At 63.1% G+C, this 15,733-nt stretch carries 10 protein-coding genes; 7 read left to right on the top strand and 3 right to left on the bottom strand.

Features of this window, described 5'->3' with window-relative positions:
- Window positions 1-119: 119 nt before the first annotated feature.
- The 7 genes from bcsO to MC269_RS17925 are packed head-to-tail and all read left to right on the top strand — an operon-like array spanning window position 120 to window position 11,343.
- On the top strand, window positions 120-686 hold the full coding sequence (gene bcsO, locus MC269_RS17955; protein ID WP_239953226.1) for a cellulose biosynthesis protein BcsO: 567 nt from the start codon (window positions 120-122) through the stop codon (window positions 684-686).
- Window positions 677-1,480 (top strand): cellulose biosynthesis protein BcsQ, encoded by an 804-nt coding sequence (gene bcsQ, locus MC269_RS17950; RefSeq protein ID WP_081137908.1) that lies wholly within the window; start codon window positions 677-679, stop codon window positions 1,478-1,480. The genes bcsO and bcsQ overlap by 10 nt, the downstream gene beginning before the upstream one ends.
- Before the next feature lie 50 nt (window positions 1,481-1,530).
- Window positions 1,531-3,636: a UDP-forming cellulose synthase catalytic subunit gene (gene bcsA / locus MC269_RS17945; protein WP_239953225.1), complete on the top strand. Its 2,106-nt coding sequence runs from the start codon at window positions 1,531-1,533 to the stop codon at window positions 3,634-3,636.
- A complete protein-coding gene (gene bcsB, locus MC269_RS17940; RefSeq protein WP_239953224.1) occupies window positions 3,633-6,080 on the top strand; it encodes a cellulose biosynthesis cyclic di-GMP-binding regulatory protein BcsB in 2,448 nt (815 codons plus the stop codon). The genes bcsA and bcsB overlap by 4 nt, the downstream gene beginning before the upstream one ends.
- On the top strand, window positions 6,080-9,883 hold the full coding sequence (locus tag MC269_RS17935) for a cellulose synthase subunit BcsC-related outer membrane protein (protein WP_371824347.1): 3,804 nt from the start codon (window positions 6,080-6,082) through the stop codon (window positions 9,881-9,883). Before bcsB ends, MC269_RS17935 begins: the two co-directional genes overlap by 1 nt.
- A complete protein-coding gene (gene bcsD, locus MC269_RS17930) occupies window positions 9,883-10,326 on the top strand; it encodes a cellulose biosynthesis protein BcsD (RefSeq protein WP_239953223.1) in 444 nt (147 codons plus the stop codon). The genes MC269_RS17935 and bcsD overlap by 1 nt, the downstream gene beginning before the upstream one ends.
- Before the next feature lie 12 nt (window positions 10,327-10,338).
- Complete coding sequence (locus MC269_RS17925; RefSeq protein ID WP_239953222.1) at window positions 10,339-11,343, top strand: glycosyl hydrolase family 8; 1,005 nt, start codon at window positions 10,339-10,341, stop codon at window positions 11,341-11,343.
- A gap of 874 nt (window positions 11,344-12,217) precedes the next feature.
- Here the strand turns inward: MC269_RS17925 and bcsG are convergent.
- The 3 genes from bcsG to bcsE are packed head-to-tail and all read right to left on the bottom strand — an operon-like array spanning window position 12,218 to window position 15,608.
- On the bottom strand, window positions 12,218-13,882 hold the full coding sequence (gene bcsG, locus MC269_RS17920; protein WP_239953221.1) for a cellulose biosynthesis protein BcsG: 1,665 nt from the start codon (window positions 13,880-13,882) through the stop codon (window positions 12,218-12,220).
- Window positions 13,882-14,070 carry a cellulose biosynthesis protein BcsF gene (bcsF, locus tag MC269_RS17915; RefSeq protein ID WP_239953220.1) on the bottom strand — a complete coding sequence of 63 codons (189 nt, stop codon included), beginning with the start codon at window positions 14,068-14,070 and terminating at the stop codon, window positions 13,882-13,884. Before bcsF ends, bcsG begins: the two co-directional genes overlap by 1 nt.
- Complete coding sequence (gene bcsE / locus MC269_RS17910) at window positions 14,067-15,608, bottom strand: cellulose biosynthesis protein BcsE (protein ID WP_239953219.1); 1,542 nt, start codon at window positions 15,606-15,608, stop codon at window positions 14,067-14,069. The genes bcsF and bcsE overlap by 4 nt, the downstream gene beginning before the upstream one ends.
- Window positions 15,609-15,733 lie beyond the last annotated feature (125 nt).

Here is a 15,733-nt window from a genome sequence, read left to right as displayed (position 1 = left end):
CTTAAAGATAAAACTCTTTTGTTGAATGTGCGTTTTTTATAATCAGATTTTTCTCACCGGGCCTAAATGGATGTGATATATTTCCGGCAAATTTATCCCTGAATGCAGACCACGGCCCGATGAAAAACTATGACGATTTGCAGCGTTTTAAGGAAAAAACGCAAACGCTCGATATCGCCTTTAAAGATATGTCAGGCCAGCTGCAGGAACCTGCCGAAAATAGCCAGTGGACGCTGATCCGCCAGCTGGCGAATAACGAAGAGACGTTGACGCCCTTCAGCGGCAGCCAGCGAATAGATCTGCCGCAGCCGCAGCCTTTGCGCGGCGATGAATTCCACGCGCGCGCCGCCGCGCCGGCGCTGCGTCAGCCGCTCGCCGTGGCGCCGGCCTCCGCGCGCAGCACCCTGCTTGACAGCCTGACAGGCAGCGCCCCTGCGGCGGCGGCGCCTGCTCGCGCGTCGCTCTTCCCGCCGCCGCCTGAACCCATGCTAGCGCCAGTCGAACCGGCGCCCGCTTCCGCCTTGCCTGCTCCGGCCGTCAGCGCGCCTTCCTCCGCGTCCGCGCCGCGCGCCGCGCCCGAACGTCGCTTCAGCGGCCTGTTCCGCGCGCGCCACAGCGAACCGGCCAGCCTGCCGAAAGAAACCTTACTCAAACCGTTACTGGAGAAGATCGCGTTATGCCGTTAGTTTGTGTGTGCTCGCCGAAAGGGGGAGTCGGAAAGACCACGCTGGCGGCCAATCTGGCCTGGAGTCTGGCGCGGGCGGGCAGCAAGGTATTAGCGATCGACTTTGACGTGCAGAACGCGCTGCGTCTCCATTTCGGCGTGCCGTTGAACGATGGACGCGGCTTTGTCGCGCGCTCGGAAGAGCAGGCGGACTGGAGCCAGTCGATCCTCACCACCGGCGGCAATATCTTCGTGCTGCCCTACGGCGAGGTGAGCGAACCGCAGCGCGAGCGCTTCGAAGAGAATCTGGCGAAAGATCCCCACTTCCTGCGGCGCGGGCTGGACACGGTGCTGAACTATCCCGGTCTGGTGATCGTCGCGGACTTTCCGCCCGGCCCAGGTCCGGCGCTGAAGGCGATGAGCGCGCTGGCGGAAATGCACCTGGTGGTGATGCTGGCCGACACCGCCTCGGTCTCACTGCTGCCGCAAATTGAAAATAACCGCATGATTGGCCAGCCGCTCAACCATCAGCTTGGGCACTATTTTGTGCTAAATCAGAGCGATAACCGCCGCAATATCAGCCGCGACGTCACCGCCTTTATGCAGCAGCGTCTGGGCGATAGCCTGCTGGGCGTGGTGCATCGCGACGAAAGCGTGGCCGAAGCCAACGCCTCACAGCAGTCCGTTTATGATTTCAGCCCAGCGTCCGCTGCCGCGTTCGATATTGAGCTGATTGCGAAACGCGTGGCGAATATTCTGAATATTTCCGTCGGCAATGGCGAAGTTCAGGCGCCGATCCGCAGCGGCCATTATTAATTGCCTGGCGTGGCCAGGCTATAAAAACAGAGCGTTTCCCAGGGTGAATCATGAATAAAATCGGGTTTTACCTGCTGCTGCTGGTGCTTGCGCCCGTCGCGGCGGTGATCGTCATTACGCCGATGGACAGCCAGAAACAATATATATTTGGCTTAATCAGTATTTTAATGATGTTTTTACTGGGCTTCAGTAAAAGCCGTAAAATAACGGTGGTGATGGTTATTCTCTCCGCGCTGATGTCCACCCGATATATCTGGTGGCGCACCACTGAGACGCTGCATTTTAATTCTGAAACAGAGGCGATTCTTGGCATCGGCTTATATCTGGCCGAGCTTTACGTCTGGCTGATTTTAATTCTCGGCTTTTTACAGACCACCTGGCCGTTAAAGCGCACTATCGAACCGCTGCCGGACGACGTCAGCCTGTGGCCGACCGTCGACGTCTATGTGCCGACCTACAATGAAAGCCTCGACGTGGTGCGCGACACGGTGCTGGCGGCGCAGTGCATCGACTACCCGCGCGACAAGCTGAAGGTCTATCTGCTGGATGACGGCAAGCGCCCGGAATTCGCGGTGTTCGCCGCCGACGTCGGCGTCGGCTACATCACGCGCGACGACAACAGTCACGCCAAGGCGGGCAACCTCAACCACGCCATGAAAATCACCAAAGGCGAGCTGATCTGCGTATTCGACTGCGACCACGTGGCGACGCGCACCTTTTTGCAGGCCACCGTCGGCCCGTTCCTCAAGGATCCGAAGCTGGCGCTGCTGCAAACCCCGCACTACTTCTATTCGCCCGATCCCTTCGAGCGCAACCTGCGCGCGGCGCGCAGCATCCCCAACGAAGGCGCGCTGTTCTACGGCCCGGTTCAGCAGGGCAACGACAACTGGAACGCGACCTTTTTCTGCGGCTCCTGCGCGGTGATCCGCCGCGCGGCGCTGGAGGAGATCGGCGGCTTTGCGGTAGAGACAGTGACGGAAGACGCCCACACCGCGCTGAAAATGCAGCGTCGCGGCTGGGGCTCGGCGTTTCTGGCGATCCCGCTGGCGGCCGGGCTGGCGACGGAACGCCTCGGCCTGCATGTGGTGCAGCGTACCCGCTGGGCGCGCGGCATGACGCAGATCTTCCGCGTCGACAATCCGCTGCTGGGGCGCGGCCTGAAGTGGCAGCAGCGCCTCTGCTACCTGAACGCCATGCTGCACTTCCAGTTCGGCCTGCCGCGCGTGGTGTTTCTGACCGCGCCGCTCGCCTATCTGCTGTTTAACCTCAATATCATTCACTCTTCGGCGTCGCTGATCTTCGCCTATGTGCTGCCGCATCTGGTGATGTCGCTCTACGTCAACTCGCGTATGAACGGCCGCTTCCGCTACACCTTCTGGGGCGAAATCTACGAAACCGTGATGTGCTTCCATCTGGTGATCCCGACGCTGCTGACCATGCTGTCGCCGAAGCACGGCAAATTTAACGTCACCGACAAAGGCGGCCTGCTCGACCAGGGCTTTTTCGACTTTCACATTGTGCGTCCGCACGTCATTGTCGCGGCGCTGCTGGGCATCGGCATCACCGCCGGCGTGGTGCGCGCGGTGATGCACGACTACTTCGGCGTCGACCCTTACGTTATCGCCCTCAACGTCGGCTGGGCCATCTTCAGCCTGATTATCCTGATGGCGGCGATTGCCGTCGCGCGTGAAACCCGTCAGGTGCGCAAAACCATCCGTATCGAGGTGCAGATCCCGGCGATTATCCACTACGCCAGCGGCATCTCGTCGCGCACCCGCACCAGCGACCTCTCGATGGGCGGCGCGCAGCTGGATGCGCCAGACAACCGCCATGAAAGCGACGAGATTGAAGAGATCGATCTGCTGCTGCAGTCAGGCGCCATTACCATTCCGGTGAGCAAAATCTCCGGCGATGACCAGTCGATTCGCCTGCGCTTCGCCGCGATGCCGCTGGCGCGCCGCCGCGAGCTGGTGCGCGTGGTGCTGGCACGCGCCGACGCCTGGATTCAGCCAGAGTATAAAAAAGACAACGCGCTGCTGTCGCTGGGCACCATTATCCGCACCGTTTTCGAGCTGTTCTGGCTGAGCTGGAAAGATCGTCGCGCCAAAGGCAAGGACGCCGCGCCTGCGGCGGCAAAAGAGGACAGCGCCGCATGAAAATCCTGAAACATTCGCTGCTGGCGTCGTCGCTGGCGGCGGCGCTGTGGCTGAGCGCCGGCTGGGCGGAAACCTCACCCGATGCGCCGGTCAACAGCGCCGCACCCGCCGCGCCGGAGCAGAGCGTGCCGGTCGCGGAAGAGAACAGCGCGCTGTCGGACCTGCCGCCGCCGGCCGGTCTGGAGCAGGCCGATCCCGCGCTCTCGTCGGCGGCCTCCGCCGCGCCCTTCGTGCCGGGCCAGCCGGTTGCCGCGCCGGCGGCGGCGCTGAATCAGCCGATCAGCAGCACTATCTCCGTGGCGCAGATGGGCCAGCCGCAGGGCATTACCCTGACCGGCGGCCAGCTGCAGTCCGGCATTGTCTTCACCCTGCCGGGCGACGAGGTGATCACCAACGCGCATCTCAACCTGTCGCTGCGCGTTTCGCCGGCGCTGGCGGCGCGCAACACCTCGCTGCAGCTGATGCTCAACGGGCAGCCGCTCGGCACGCTGCCGCTGGGTGCCAGCGACAGCGACGTCAGCGACTATCAGCTGGAGATCCCCGCCGCGATGGTGGTCGCCAGCAATAACCTCAGCTTCAAGATTAACGATGCCGATAAGCTGCTGTGCGAGAAAGAGAGCGCGCAGAACTATCAGGTCACTATCCTGCCGAAAACCACCCTCGGGCTCGAAGGGCAGCAGCTGAACATCGGCACGCGTCTGCGCAATTTCCCACGGCCTTTTATCGATCCGCTGCGTATGACGCCCGCGTCGGTGGCGATGGGCTTCGCCAGCAACGTCACCCCGGACGCCGTTACCGCCGCGGCGCTGGTCGCCTCGTGGCTCGGCATTCAGAGCGACTACCGCACCATTCGCTTTCCGGTGACGCGCGGCGCGCTGCCTGAGCAAAATGGCATTCTGTTCGGCCATCCGGGCGAGCGCATCGGCACGCTGACGCTGCCGCAGGCCAGCGGCCCGCAGCTGACGCTGGTGGATAACCCGAATAACCCGGTCTACAAGCTGCTGCTGGTGACGGGCGAAGATGAGGCCCAGCTGCGTCAGGCGGCGCTGCGCCTCACCACCCAGCCGCTTAATACCGACGCCAGCAGCCTCGCCGTGCAGCCGCAGCCGCTGACGAGCCGCAAGCCCTATGACGCGCCGCGCTGGATCAACACCAACCGTCCGGTGCGCCTGAGCGAGCTGCTGGATCCCAACCAGACGCTGACCTCAACCGGCATCTGGCACGACGCGCTGCGCGTCAACTTCCGCGCCGCGCCGGATCTCTTTCTCTGGGACGGCGACGCCGTGCCGGTGAACCTGCACTATCGCTTCCCGTCGGAAAGCTGGATCGACGAGAACAGCTCTTTCCTCAACGTGATGCTCAACGGCACCTTCCTGCGCAACCTGTCGGTGAACAAAGTGGGCCTGCTGGAGCAGGCCTGGCACCGTCTGGGCGGCGACGCGCGTCAGGAGCAGTATCAGCTGCATCTCGATCCCTGGCTGATTTACGGCGACAACCAGCTGTCGCTCTATTTCAATATCCGGCCGAAAGCAGACGCGCCCTGCGGCGTGCTGCTGAACAACAACATCAAGAGCCGCATTGAAGAGGAGTCGTGGATCGATCTGAGCCACACGCGCCACTTCACGCTGCTGCCGAACCTCTCCTACTTCGTCGGCGCGTCGTTTCCCTTCTCGCGCCTGGCGGACTTCAGCCAGACCACGCTGCTGATGCCGGAAAAACCCGACGACGCCGAGATCGCCACGCTGCTCGATCTGGCGGCACGCGCCGGCAACGCCACCGGTGCGGCGCTGACGCAGAACCAGGTGATGTTCGGCCTGCCAGGCGGCGGCGCCCATCTGGCGCGGCTGGCGAAGAGCGACGTGCTGGCTATCAGCACCACCGGCGACAACGGCTTTAACCAGCAGATGATGGCGCATTCGCCCTTCGAGTCCAACGGCAGCACCTTCGGCGTGAAGAGCCTGACCACGCTGGACAAAGCGCGCAGCTGGCTGACCGGCGACTGGTCTCGTCAGCCGCTCGACGCCGATCGCTACTTCTCTTCGAACGAGGCGTGGCGCGGCTTTATCAGCTACCGCTCGCCCTGGAACCCCGACCGCACCGTGGTGATGACCGTGGCCACCAGCGACGAGCAGCTGCTGCGGCTGCACGGCGATTTAAACTCGCCGCGCATCAACGCGGCGATCCGCGGCGATACCGCGATCATCACCGATGAAAACGGCATTCGCAGCTTCCGCGTCGGTCCGCAGTTCCCGAGCGGCGAAATGCCCTGGTACATGATGGTGGTGTGGTACGCCAATCAGCACTCGGTGCTGATGGCGCTGGCGGCGCTGCTGCTGGCGGCGCTGGTGGGCGTGGCAACCTTTGCCATGCTGCAGCGTCATGCGCGACGTCGGCTCGATCCGCAAAACCTGCGCGATGCCGGTAACCAGTCAGGACGAAAATAATGAAAACAAAATTAACCACCGGTATCCGTCGCGCGCTGCTGGGCGGCGCGCTGAGCTGCTCGCTGCCGCTGCTGGCGGCGGAGAGCGCCAATCCCGCGCTGCAGGCGCTGTTCGATCAGGCCGCCTACTGGCATCAGAAGGCGCACGACGATTTAGCCAAATCCGCGCTGCAAAAAGTGCTGATGGTCGAGCCGGACAACACCCAGGCGCTCTATCTGCTGGCGCTCTACTCGCAGCAGAGCGGCGACAACGACGGTGCGGCGCGCTATCGGCAGCAGCTGAGCCGCGTCTCGCCGCAGGATGCCCGCCTGAGCGAGCTGGACAACGCGCGCCAGCTGCAGACCATTCCGCAGGCGCAGCTCTCGCTGGCGCGTCAGCAGGCGCGCAGCGGCAATATCGCCGCCTCGCTGCAGACGTGGCGCAACACTTTCAACGGCACCGAACCGCCCGCCAGCGTGGCGGCGGAGTACTATCTGACGATGGCGGGCGACCGCACGCTGCTGCCGCAGGCGGTTGAGGCGCTGCGTCAGTTCTCCGCCGCTCACCCGCAGGACACCGGCGCGAAGCTGGCACTGGGCAAAGCGCTGACCTATCAGGATGCGACGCGCCGCGAAGGCATCGATCTGCTCGGCACGCTGGCGGACGGCAGCCAGGAGGCGGACCGCTCGCTGCGTCAGGCGCTGCTGTGGCTGGGGCCGCAGGCGTCGGACGCGGCGCTCTATCAGACCTGGCAGCAGCGGCATCCGCAGGACGCGGCGGTGATGGACTACTACCGCAAAAACGTCGGCGGCGCCGAGAAGGGCGCGGGCTTTAGCGCGCTTAACAGCGGCGACGTCAGCGGCGCGCAAAACAATTTTGAGAAAGTGCTCAGCGCCAACCCGCAGGACGCCGACGCGCTGGCGGGCATGGGCTACGTCGCGCAGCGCGGCGGCCACTACAGCGAAGCGGCGGACTATCTGCAGCGCGCCGCGCAGCTCGGCGGCGATCGGGGCGCGGAACGGCAGCAGCAGGCCAGCGATGCGCGCTTCTATGCGCAGCTGGCGGCGGCGCAGGAGGCGCTGAAAAACGGCGACAGCGCGCAGGCGCTGGCGCTCAGCGCGCCGCTTACTCAGGCGGAAGGCGAGAAGGGCGCGGCGGCGAAGCTGTTCCGCGCCGACGTGCTGCGGCGCAGCAATCAGTTCAGCGAGGCGGAGCAGGCCTACCGCGCCATTCTGCAAAGCGACGCGGACAACCGCAGCGCGAAAGAGGGGCTGTTCTATGTGCTGCGCCAGCAGAACCGCAGCGCCGAGGCCAATACGCTGCTGGCGTCATTGCCCGACAGCGTGCGGCAGAGCGTGGCGCCGCGCGGCAGCAGCAGCGATCCCATTCGTCAGCAGGCGAAGCGCGAGCAGCAGGCGGGCAACACCGGCGCGGCGATCGCCACGCTGCAGCAGGGCATTCAGCGCTATCCCAGCGACGGCTGGCTGCGTCTCGATCTGGCGCGCCTCTACCGCGCGCAGGGCGACACGCTGCAGGCCGCCAGCATCATGCAGCCGTCGATGCGCAGCGGCGCAGGCGTCAGCGAGCTTTACGCCGCCGCCATCAACGCCAGCGAAAGCAGCGGCTGGCAGCAGGCGAGTTCGCTGCTGGCGCGTATTCCCGCCAGCGCGCAGACGCGCGAGATGCGCGAGCTGGCCCAGCGCGTCAATTTCAATTTGCAGATGGCGACCGCCGATCGCTATCTGGCGCAGGGCGCGAACGCCGCCGCCGCCAACACGCTGAAAGCGCTGGCCCAGACGCCGCCGAGCAACCCGGTGGATGCAGGCAACCTGGCGCAGAAGCTCGCCCGCGCGGGCGACGTTGCCACCGCCGTCGCTATCGTGCGCGGCAATATGCAGCGCGGCGTGCAGGGCAACGCGGGCGACTACGCAGCGCAGGTCGCGGTGCTGAACCAGGCGGGGCTCGGCAGCGAAGCGCAGCGCTTCCTGGCCGCGCCCGAGCTGCAGGCGCGCAGCACGCCGACGCAGCTGGCGGGCATTCGCAACGGCTACGTGATTAACGAAGTGGATCGCCTGCGCGAGCAGAAGCAGTACGCCGCCGCCTACGACAAGCTGATCGGCGCGCTGCAGCAGGATCCGCAGAACCGCGATCTGATGTTCGCCATGGCTCGTCTCTATCAGGACGGCAAGATGAACAAAGAAGCGGGCGTGGTGTACGACTACCTGATGACACAGGACACCGCGACGCAGGACGCGCGCGTCGGCGCGATCGACGTGGCGCTGGCGCAGAACAACCTGCAGCGTGCCAACGATCTGTCGCGCGGGCTGCAGCCGCAGCAGACGCCGGATCGTCTGCTGCTGATGGCGCGCGTCGCTGACGCCAACGGCGATCGCGATCAGGCGATGCGCTATCTGCGCAGCGCGCGCGGCCAGCTGATCGGTTTGCAGGACGCGCAGAACGGCGAGACGCCGACCGTCGGCGGTCTGGCGCTGGCCGACAACCCCTTTATCAATCGCAGCACGTCGCCGGTGGGGCGTTCGCCTTCCGGCTACGGCACGGTGCTGCCGTGGCAGAGCGCGCCGGCTGACGTCACCAGCCGCGCCGAGGGCGTCACCCTGGCAGGCGGCGATACGCTGCCGCTGCAGCAGGCGCGCACCCTGCATCAGATCGACAGCATGATGGAAGGGCTGCAGGAGAAAACTGGCAGCTGGGCGCAGGGCGAGGTACAGGTGCGCGGGCGCGACGGCGAGTCGGGCCTCAGCAAGCTGACCGAAGCGAAAGCGCCGCTGACGTTCTCTACCGTGCCCTTTGGCGAGTCGCGCTTCGATTTCACCATGACGCCGGTTTCGCTGACGGCGGGCAGCGCGGCGGGCGACGCCTGGCGTCGCTTCGGTAGCAACGCCCTTGAACAGGCGAAGGTGGTTGCCGCAGGCAGTGCGAAGGTCACCGACGTGCCGAGCGCCTCGACCGATTCGCAGAGCGCCTCCGGCGTCGAGCTGAATCTGGCACTGAAAGGCGACAGCTACAAAATCGATCTCGGCAGCACGCCGCTGGGCCAGGATCTCAGCACGCTGGTGGGCGGCGTCCAGTGGTCACCGAAGCTCACCGACTTCCTGACGCTGATCCTCACCGGGGAACGCCGCGCCATGACCGACAGCCTGCTCTCCTATGTCGGCGTGCAGGACAAATCGAGCGGCAAAAGCTGGGGACGCGTCACCAAAAACGGCGGCAACGCGCTGTTAAGCTATGACAACGGCGACGCGGGCTTCTACGTCGGCGGCGGCGCTTACAGCTATATCGGCGAGAACGTGGCGAGCAACAACAGCCTCAACGCCACGGCGGGCGCCTACGTGCGGCCTTTCCACAGCGATGACCGCGAGCTGAAGGTGGGCATGAGCCTGTCGTGGATGGATTTCTCGAAAAACCTCAGCTATTTCAGCTACGGCCAGGGCGGCTATTTCAGCCCGCAGAACTACGCCGCCGTGTCGTTCCCGATAGACTTCACGCGTAAGTTCGACGATCTGAGCGTGAAAATCGGCGGTTCGGTCGGCTATCAGTCCTACAGTCAGGATCGCAGCGCTTACTTCCCGAACGATCCTTCGCTGCAGTCGCAACTCGAATCCTACGCCGCCAGCGGCGCGGTGCAGAGCGCTTACTACAGCGGCGACAGCAAAAACGGCATCGGTTATAACCTGCACGCCGGCGCGGACTATAAAGTGAATAAAGAGGTCACCATCGGCGGCCAGCTTGGCTATGACACCTTTGGCGACTACAACGAAAGTACGGCGCAGCTCTACTTCCGCTATCTGTTTGGAGACAACTAATGAGTGAGCATACCGGCGCGGTCAGCCACGGGCATCAGCCCGGCTGGTTCGACCTGGTCAGCGTGATGATTGAGGGGATGATCGCCAACGCGGGCAAAGAGGAGGCGGAAGCCTTTCTCGGCAGCATGGGCGATTCGCTGGCGGCGCGCTATCCTTTGCCTGACGCGCGCACCGTGCAGGATCTGGAGCGTGAGATGAATCTGCAGCTGGCCCGCTTTCACTGGGGGTTTGTTCAGCTTCAGCCGCAGGAAGCGGCGATTCTGCTGAAGCATCACGCGCTGCCCGCGGGCGACAGCGCGCTGGATGCAGAGAGCTGGCAGTCGGCGCTGGCCGCCGTGCTGGCGGGACTTTACGGCGGCTGGCTGCGCGCCCAAGGCGGCGGCGCGGCGGTTAGCGTGACGCTGGAGCTGAACGACGGCCAGACCCTGCACTATCGGTACTAACGGAGCGACGACATGACAAAGCCAGCCTGGCTGCGATGGACAATTTTTTTGGTGGTGATGATGGTGAGCGCGCAGGCGTCGGCTGACGGCTGGAGCACCTTCAAGAGCCGTTTTCTCACTCCGGAAGGACGGATTGTTGATAACGCCAATAACAACGTCAGCCATACCGAAGGGCAGGGCTACGGCATGCTGCTGGCGGTGGCGAACGACGATCGCGCCACCTTCGACCAGCTGTGGGGCTGGACGCGCCAGCATCTGCTGAATACGCAAAACGACCTGTTCTACTGGCGCTATACGCCGGACGCGGCCGAACCGGTGGCGGACAAAAACAACGCCTCCGACGGCGACGTGCTGATCGCCTGGGCGCTGCAGCGCGCGGCCGATAAGTGGTCGTCGCAGAGCTATCAGCAGGCGTCGGATCGCATTCAGCGCGCCATCGTGAAGCACAACGTGGTGACCTTCGCGGGCCGCACGGTGATGCTGCCGGGCGCACAGGGGTTCAATAAGACCAGCTACGTGGTGCTGAACCCCTCCTATTTTATTTTCGAGGCCTGGCGCGAATTTGCCGAACATAGCCATCTCAAGGTATGGAACGCCCTGATTGACGACGGCATGGATTTGCTGGGCGAGATGCATTTCGGCAAAACGGGCCTGCCGCTTGACTGGGTGGCGCTAAACGCGGACGGCTCGGTGGCGCCTGCAGTGGGCTACTCGAACCGTTTTAGCTACGACGCGGTGCGCGTGCCGCTCTATATCTGGTGGTACGATCCGCAGAGCCTGCGTCTGGTGCCGTTCCAGAACGTCTGGCAGCGCTACGGTCGCCTGACGACGCCCGCCTGGTTCGACGTGCTGGGCAACAGCAACGCGCCTTACAATCTCGACGGCGGCTTGCTGGCGATCCGTGATTTGACGCTGAACGAGACGGGGTATATCAGCGACCGGCTGGCGCCGGACCAGAACTACTTTTCCGCCAGTTTACAGTTGCTGGTGTGGCTGGCGCTTCAGGAGAAGCGCTGACGGCGTGCGGCCGTCAGGGCCGCTTTCTGTCCGCTGCGCGGACTGGCTCTATGTTCGCTACGCGAACCGGCTCTGAGCGGGTTCCGCCCGCTGGCGGGTTTGCCTGCTGCGCAGGCGGCTCTGAGCGGGTTTCGTTCGCCCGACAGCGGGGCAGTTTCATTTTGCCCGCTGCGGGCGACCGAGCAGGGCCGGTAGGCGCCGGCCCTGCACCCGCGCTCTGGGCCAGCGCATCCGCCCGCTACGCGGGTCCCTTCGCTCCGGCAGGATTTCTGACGGACCGCGCAGGACAGGCCGTCCTGGCCTGGCCCGCGCTTTCGGCGACGTCCTGTCGCCTCATCCTGAAATCCTTCCTCCACTCAGCGGCTGCGATGGCCCCCATAACCCCCGCTGCAAGTTTCGTCTGTTTCATGACGACCATCATTGCTGAAGGTGTGAATCATCCGTTCAGCCAGCGTAGCCGTTAATAAAAAGCTGAGAAACTGCAGGCGGGGGTGTGGTCGAGGCATCTGACACGCTGAGGCGCGCACGGCGGCCAGGACGAGCCGACAGGACGTCGGCGAGAAGGAGGGCCAGGCCAGGACGGCCTGTCCCGACGGGTCCGTGCGGCCGACGTAAGCAACGAAGGGACCGCGCGCAGCGCGGCGTGGAAGCTGCCGGAAGCCGGGATTGTTAAGGGTGTGGCGACACCCTTAACACGCACGCCAGCAGCGGCGCGGCTGAAACTCCCTGCCGCCTGGCGGGCGGAACCTGCTCAGAGCCAGTCCGCGCAGCGGACCCAAGCCCGTCTGCGCAGCAGACAAACCCGCCTGGCGGGCGGAACCCGCTCATAGCCTGTTCGCGCAGCGAACCCAAGCCCGCCTGCGCAGCAGGCAAATTACTGCGGGTAGGCAACCCAGTCGCCGCCATTCAACCGGATCCACGGCTTGCCCTGATACATCATCACCACCGCGTTGTCATTCTCCGACACCACCGGCGTCTGCGGCAGCTTGTCCGCCAGCACCGACATATTGACGTTCGGCGCGTTGAACACCTGACCATCCACCACGCGCGACACCAGCTCGGACACCGCCAGCAGGCTGGTTGGCGCGTCGATGGTTAACGGCTGGCCCTGATGCGGTGCCTTCATGCCGACAAACTTAATACCGACGGGCACGTGGGTAATGCTCGGGCTGGGAATATCGCGCAGGCCGGACATCTGCATCTTGTCGCCCTCCAGCGCCGCGCCGTGCTCCGGCACCACCAGCACCATCACGCGTCGACCTGACTTTTCAAGGTTGGTCAGGAAGGCGTCGAGCTGATCGAATAGCACCTGCGCGCGCGGCTTCCACGGTGCGGTTTTGGTGCTGCCGAGATCGCGCGTGCCGTCGTGCAGCGGGATCAGGTTGTAGAAGGTGGCGCTGCGCGCGTCGCTGCTCTTGCTGCGATCGTCCAGCCAGCGCTGCATCAGCTGCGCATCGTTAAACACCGGCGAGCCGTCGAACGAGGTCAGCTCCGGCGCGATGCCGGCCTGCGACATCAGCGGCGCCTGAATATTGCCATCTTCGCGCAGCTCCTTCAGATAGTTACCAAACACCCCGGTGTGGTCCATCATTAGCTGCTGTTTAAAGCCCAGCTTCGCCAGATTATCAAACAGATAGCAGCGCGCATCGGTCGGTTTATAGAGATCGCTGTGCGAGGTCTGGCCACAGCTGGCGCGCAGCAGACGGATGCCCGCCGGGCCGCTGTAGCCGGTCGCAGAATTGTAGTTGTTGAGCACGATATCGAAATGCTGCCACAGCGGATGATTGCGCAGCTGAGAGACGTCGACGTCCGACCAGGCGAGGGAACAGATATTCACCACCAGAATATCGAACGGCTGCGAATCGGCCGGCAAGCTGTCGGGAAAATGGGTTACGCGCTTGCGTTCGCTGTCGTAAAAACGGTTCAGCCAGGCGGTCAGGTTGGCGCTGGTGGGCGGCGCGGACTGATCGAGTCCGTCCGGTGCGCTGGCGGCGGTCGGGTTGGCGGCGGGCGTCGGGTTCAGCGCCACCTCCGGCGCGGCGGCTTTGGTCGGCAGCAGCGACAGGGCAGGGCCGGCGATGGTCAGCACGTTGAGCCAGATCAGCATCAGCGACACCAGAACGGTGACGCGGATCCACTGCGAAATAAACAGATAAAGCACCAGCAGCACAAAGGCGGCGCCGATCATCTGCCAGTTAATAAAGCGATTCACCAGATCGAGCAGATAGGCGGCGGAGAAGCCCGCCACCTGATTGCCCTGACTGAGAATGCTCTCCAGGCCCGGCAGCCAGGTGTCGTGCCAGAACAGGCCGAAGCCGATCGGAATCGATATCCAGTGGCGCAGCCGGTGCAGGCGCGGCGAAGGCAGCGGAAACAGCAGCCAGGCCAGAAACACCAGGTTGCTCAACGCGTGGAAATTGAGATAGCCGTACCATAGCAGGCCGAACTTAAATAAAAAATAGAGGTTCCAGCCGCCCAGCCCGCGCCAGTAAGACCACAGGCGGGAAGAGTGGGCAGAAGTCGATTGATCGTTATTCATTAATGATTTGCATCCGTTTTCGAGGATTTACGCTGCCAGTGACCTTCAGACTTCAGCGCACGCGCGGGCAGCAGGCGGTTCAACATGCCGTTCCAGCGGCGCGGCAGCCATTGCCGATATAACGGCTTTAAAAACAGTAAAATAAGCAGCACTAACAGCGCTATCTGCACCCAGTCCATCAGGTTCATCGTGTGGTGCCCTCCGGTAATAGCGTAATGGGCTGCGGCGTCTGGCGTTCACGCACTTCAACCGGCGCGGCCGCGATCTGCGTCGGCTGAGGCGCCGAGGTAATATCCTGCAGCGCAACAGGCGTCAGGTTTTTTATATTATTGATTTCTGCCAGAATTTGGCTGTCCTCAAACCATACCATGCGGTTGGCGAACAGCTCGTCGTGCGACAGCGAAAAGATAAATTTCAGCGCTTTATCAAGGTCGTTATAACGGCAGGAAGAGAGAAACAGGATCACGCGGTCGTCCAGCACCGTCACCAGATCGCCAAAGCGGCGCGGTTTGCATAAGGTCAGGATCTGCTGCGGCTTCAGCTGCGGCACCGGACGCAGCGCCACCAGTAGCCCTTTGTCGTTTTCCGGCAGCAGCGTATTGCCGATCAGCTGGGCCACCGCCTGACAAAAGGCGTCGAGGCGCAGGTAGCCCTTCTCCTGCAACGGCTGCAGCGCGGCGGTCAGCGCATCGAGGCTGGCGGGCACGCGGCGGTTGAACACCTGACCCTGCACCGCTTCGAGGGTGGTCAGAAAGCGCGACATCGCCGCGCTGGCAGGCACGATGGCGGTCACGCCGCACGCCATCAACAGGCGTTCGTCGCTGTAGCGCAGGCTGGTGCCCATCTCGCGCACCACGATTTTCAAACCGTTGCCGCGCGCGCGGCGCAGGCTGTGCACCATCTTTGCCAGCTCGCCAATATAGTCGCTGCGCGTCAGGCTGAAAATCACCGTCGCGGCGTTGGCCTGCTGCGCGCGGAAAAAGACCTGTTCATTGTCATCAAAGAGTTGCCACTGGCGCGAGAGCGGCGGGGCGCCTTCCAGCACTATTTTATCCGCCAGATAATGTTGCTCGTCGTTAAGGCTGAGCGGCTCCTGCTTTTCATTTTCAGTTTCCGCATAAAAACGCTCGTCTTTGCAGACGAGGCGAATCGCGCGGTCGGCCAGCAGCCGATCGGCGTCATACCACCAGTTAATTCGATACTGCCAGCTATCTTGTTGAAATGCTAAATGGGCGACGCCATCCAGCTGACGAAAATAACGCTGAAGATTATTACGCAGGTTAATTATCGTCGCGCCGGAGGTGACCATTAACAGCGTCAGCTGCTTTTTATTCAGCACCCGACGCATGCGCTTTATCCAGTCGGTCAGCTCTGCCTCGTTCAGCTTGTCCCACTGCGCCGCGCTGCTGTTAAAAATGACCAGCCCGCTTTTGCTGCTCAGCGTGCGAAGAAAGTCGGTCTCCAGACGCAGCAGGCTTTTTTTACTTTTTGAGAGTGAAAACAGCGGGATACGATTTGGCCCCTCGGCAGGGTCCGGGGTCAGCAGGTCGCGTGGCTTCTCATCAGCGCTAATCAGCGTGACGGATTGCTGCGCCATGACGGCCTGGCGAATAAACGTGCGGGCATCTTCCTGACGTGCGCAGGTCACCCAATAACAGCCAGGAGTTTGCAATGCCGTTAATTCAGGCTGAACCTGCAGCAGCCCCAGCGCAAAGGAATTTTTCATATTGAATTCGCGATTTGTTCAGTCCAGGCTAGCTTATTATAGACGGGACAGGATGCAACCTGAGAAATTTAAAAAATACGTTATGACAGGCGGGTTCACATTGATCTATCATCGCGCCGATTCGG

The organism is Pantoea sp. Z09 (assembly GCF_022394795.1).
Lineage (GTDB): Bacteria > Pseudomonadota > Gammaproteobacteria > Enterobacterales > Enterobacteriaceae > Pantoea > Pantoea latae.
Note: the sequence above shows the minus strand (reverse complement) of the source record. Positions and strands in the feature narration are given on the sequence as shown.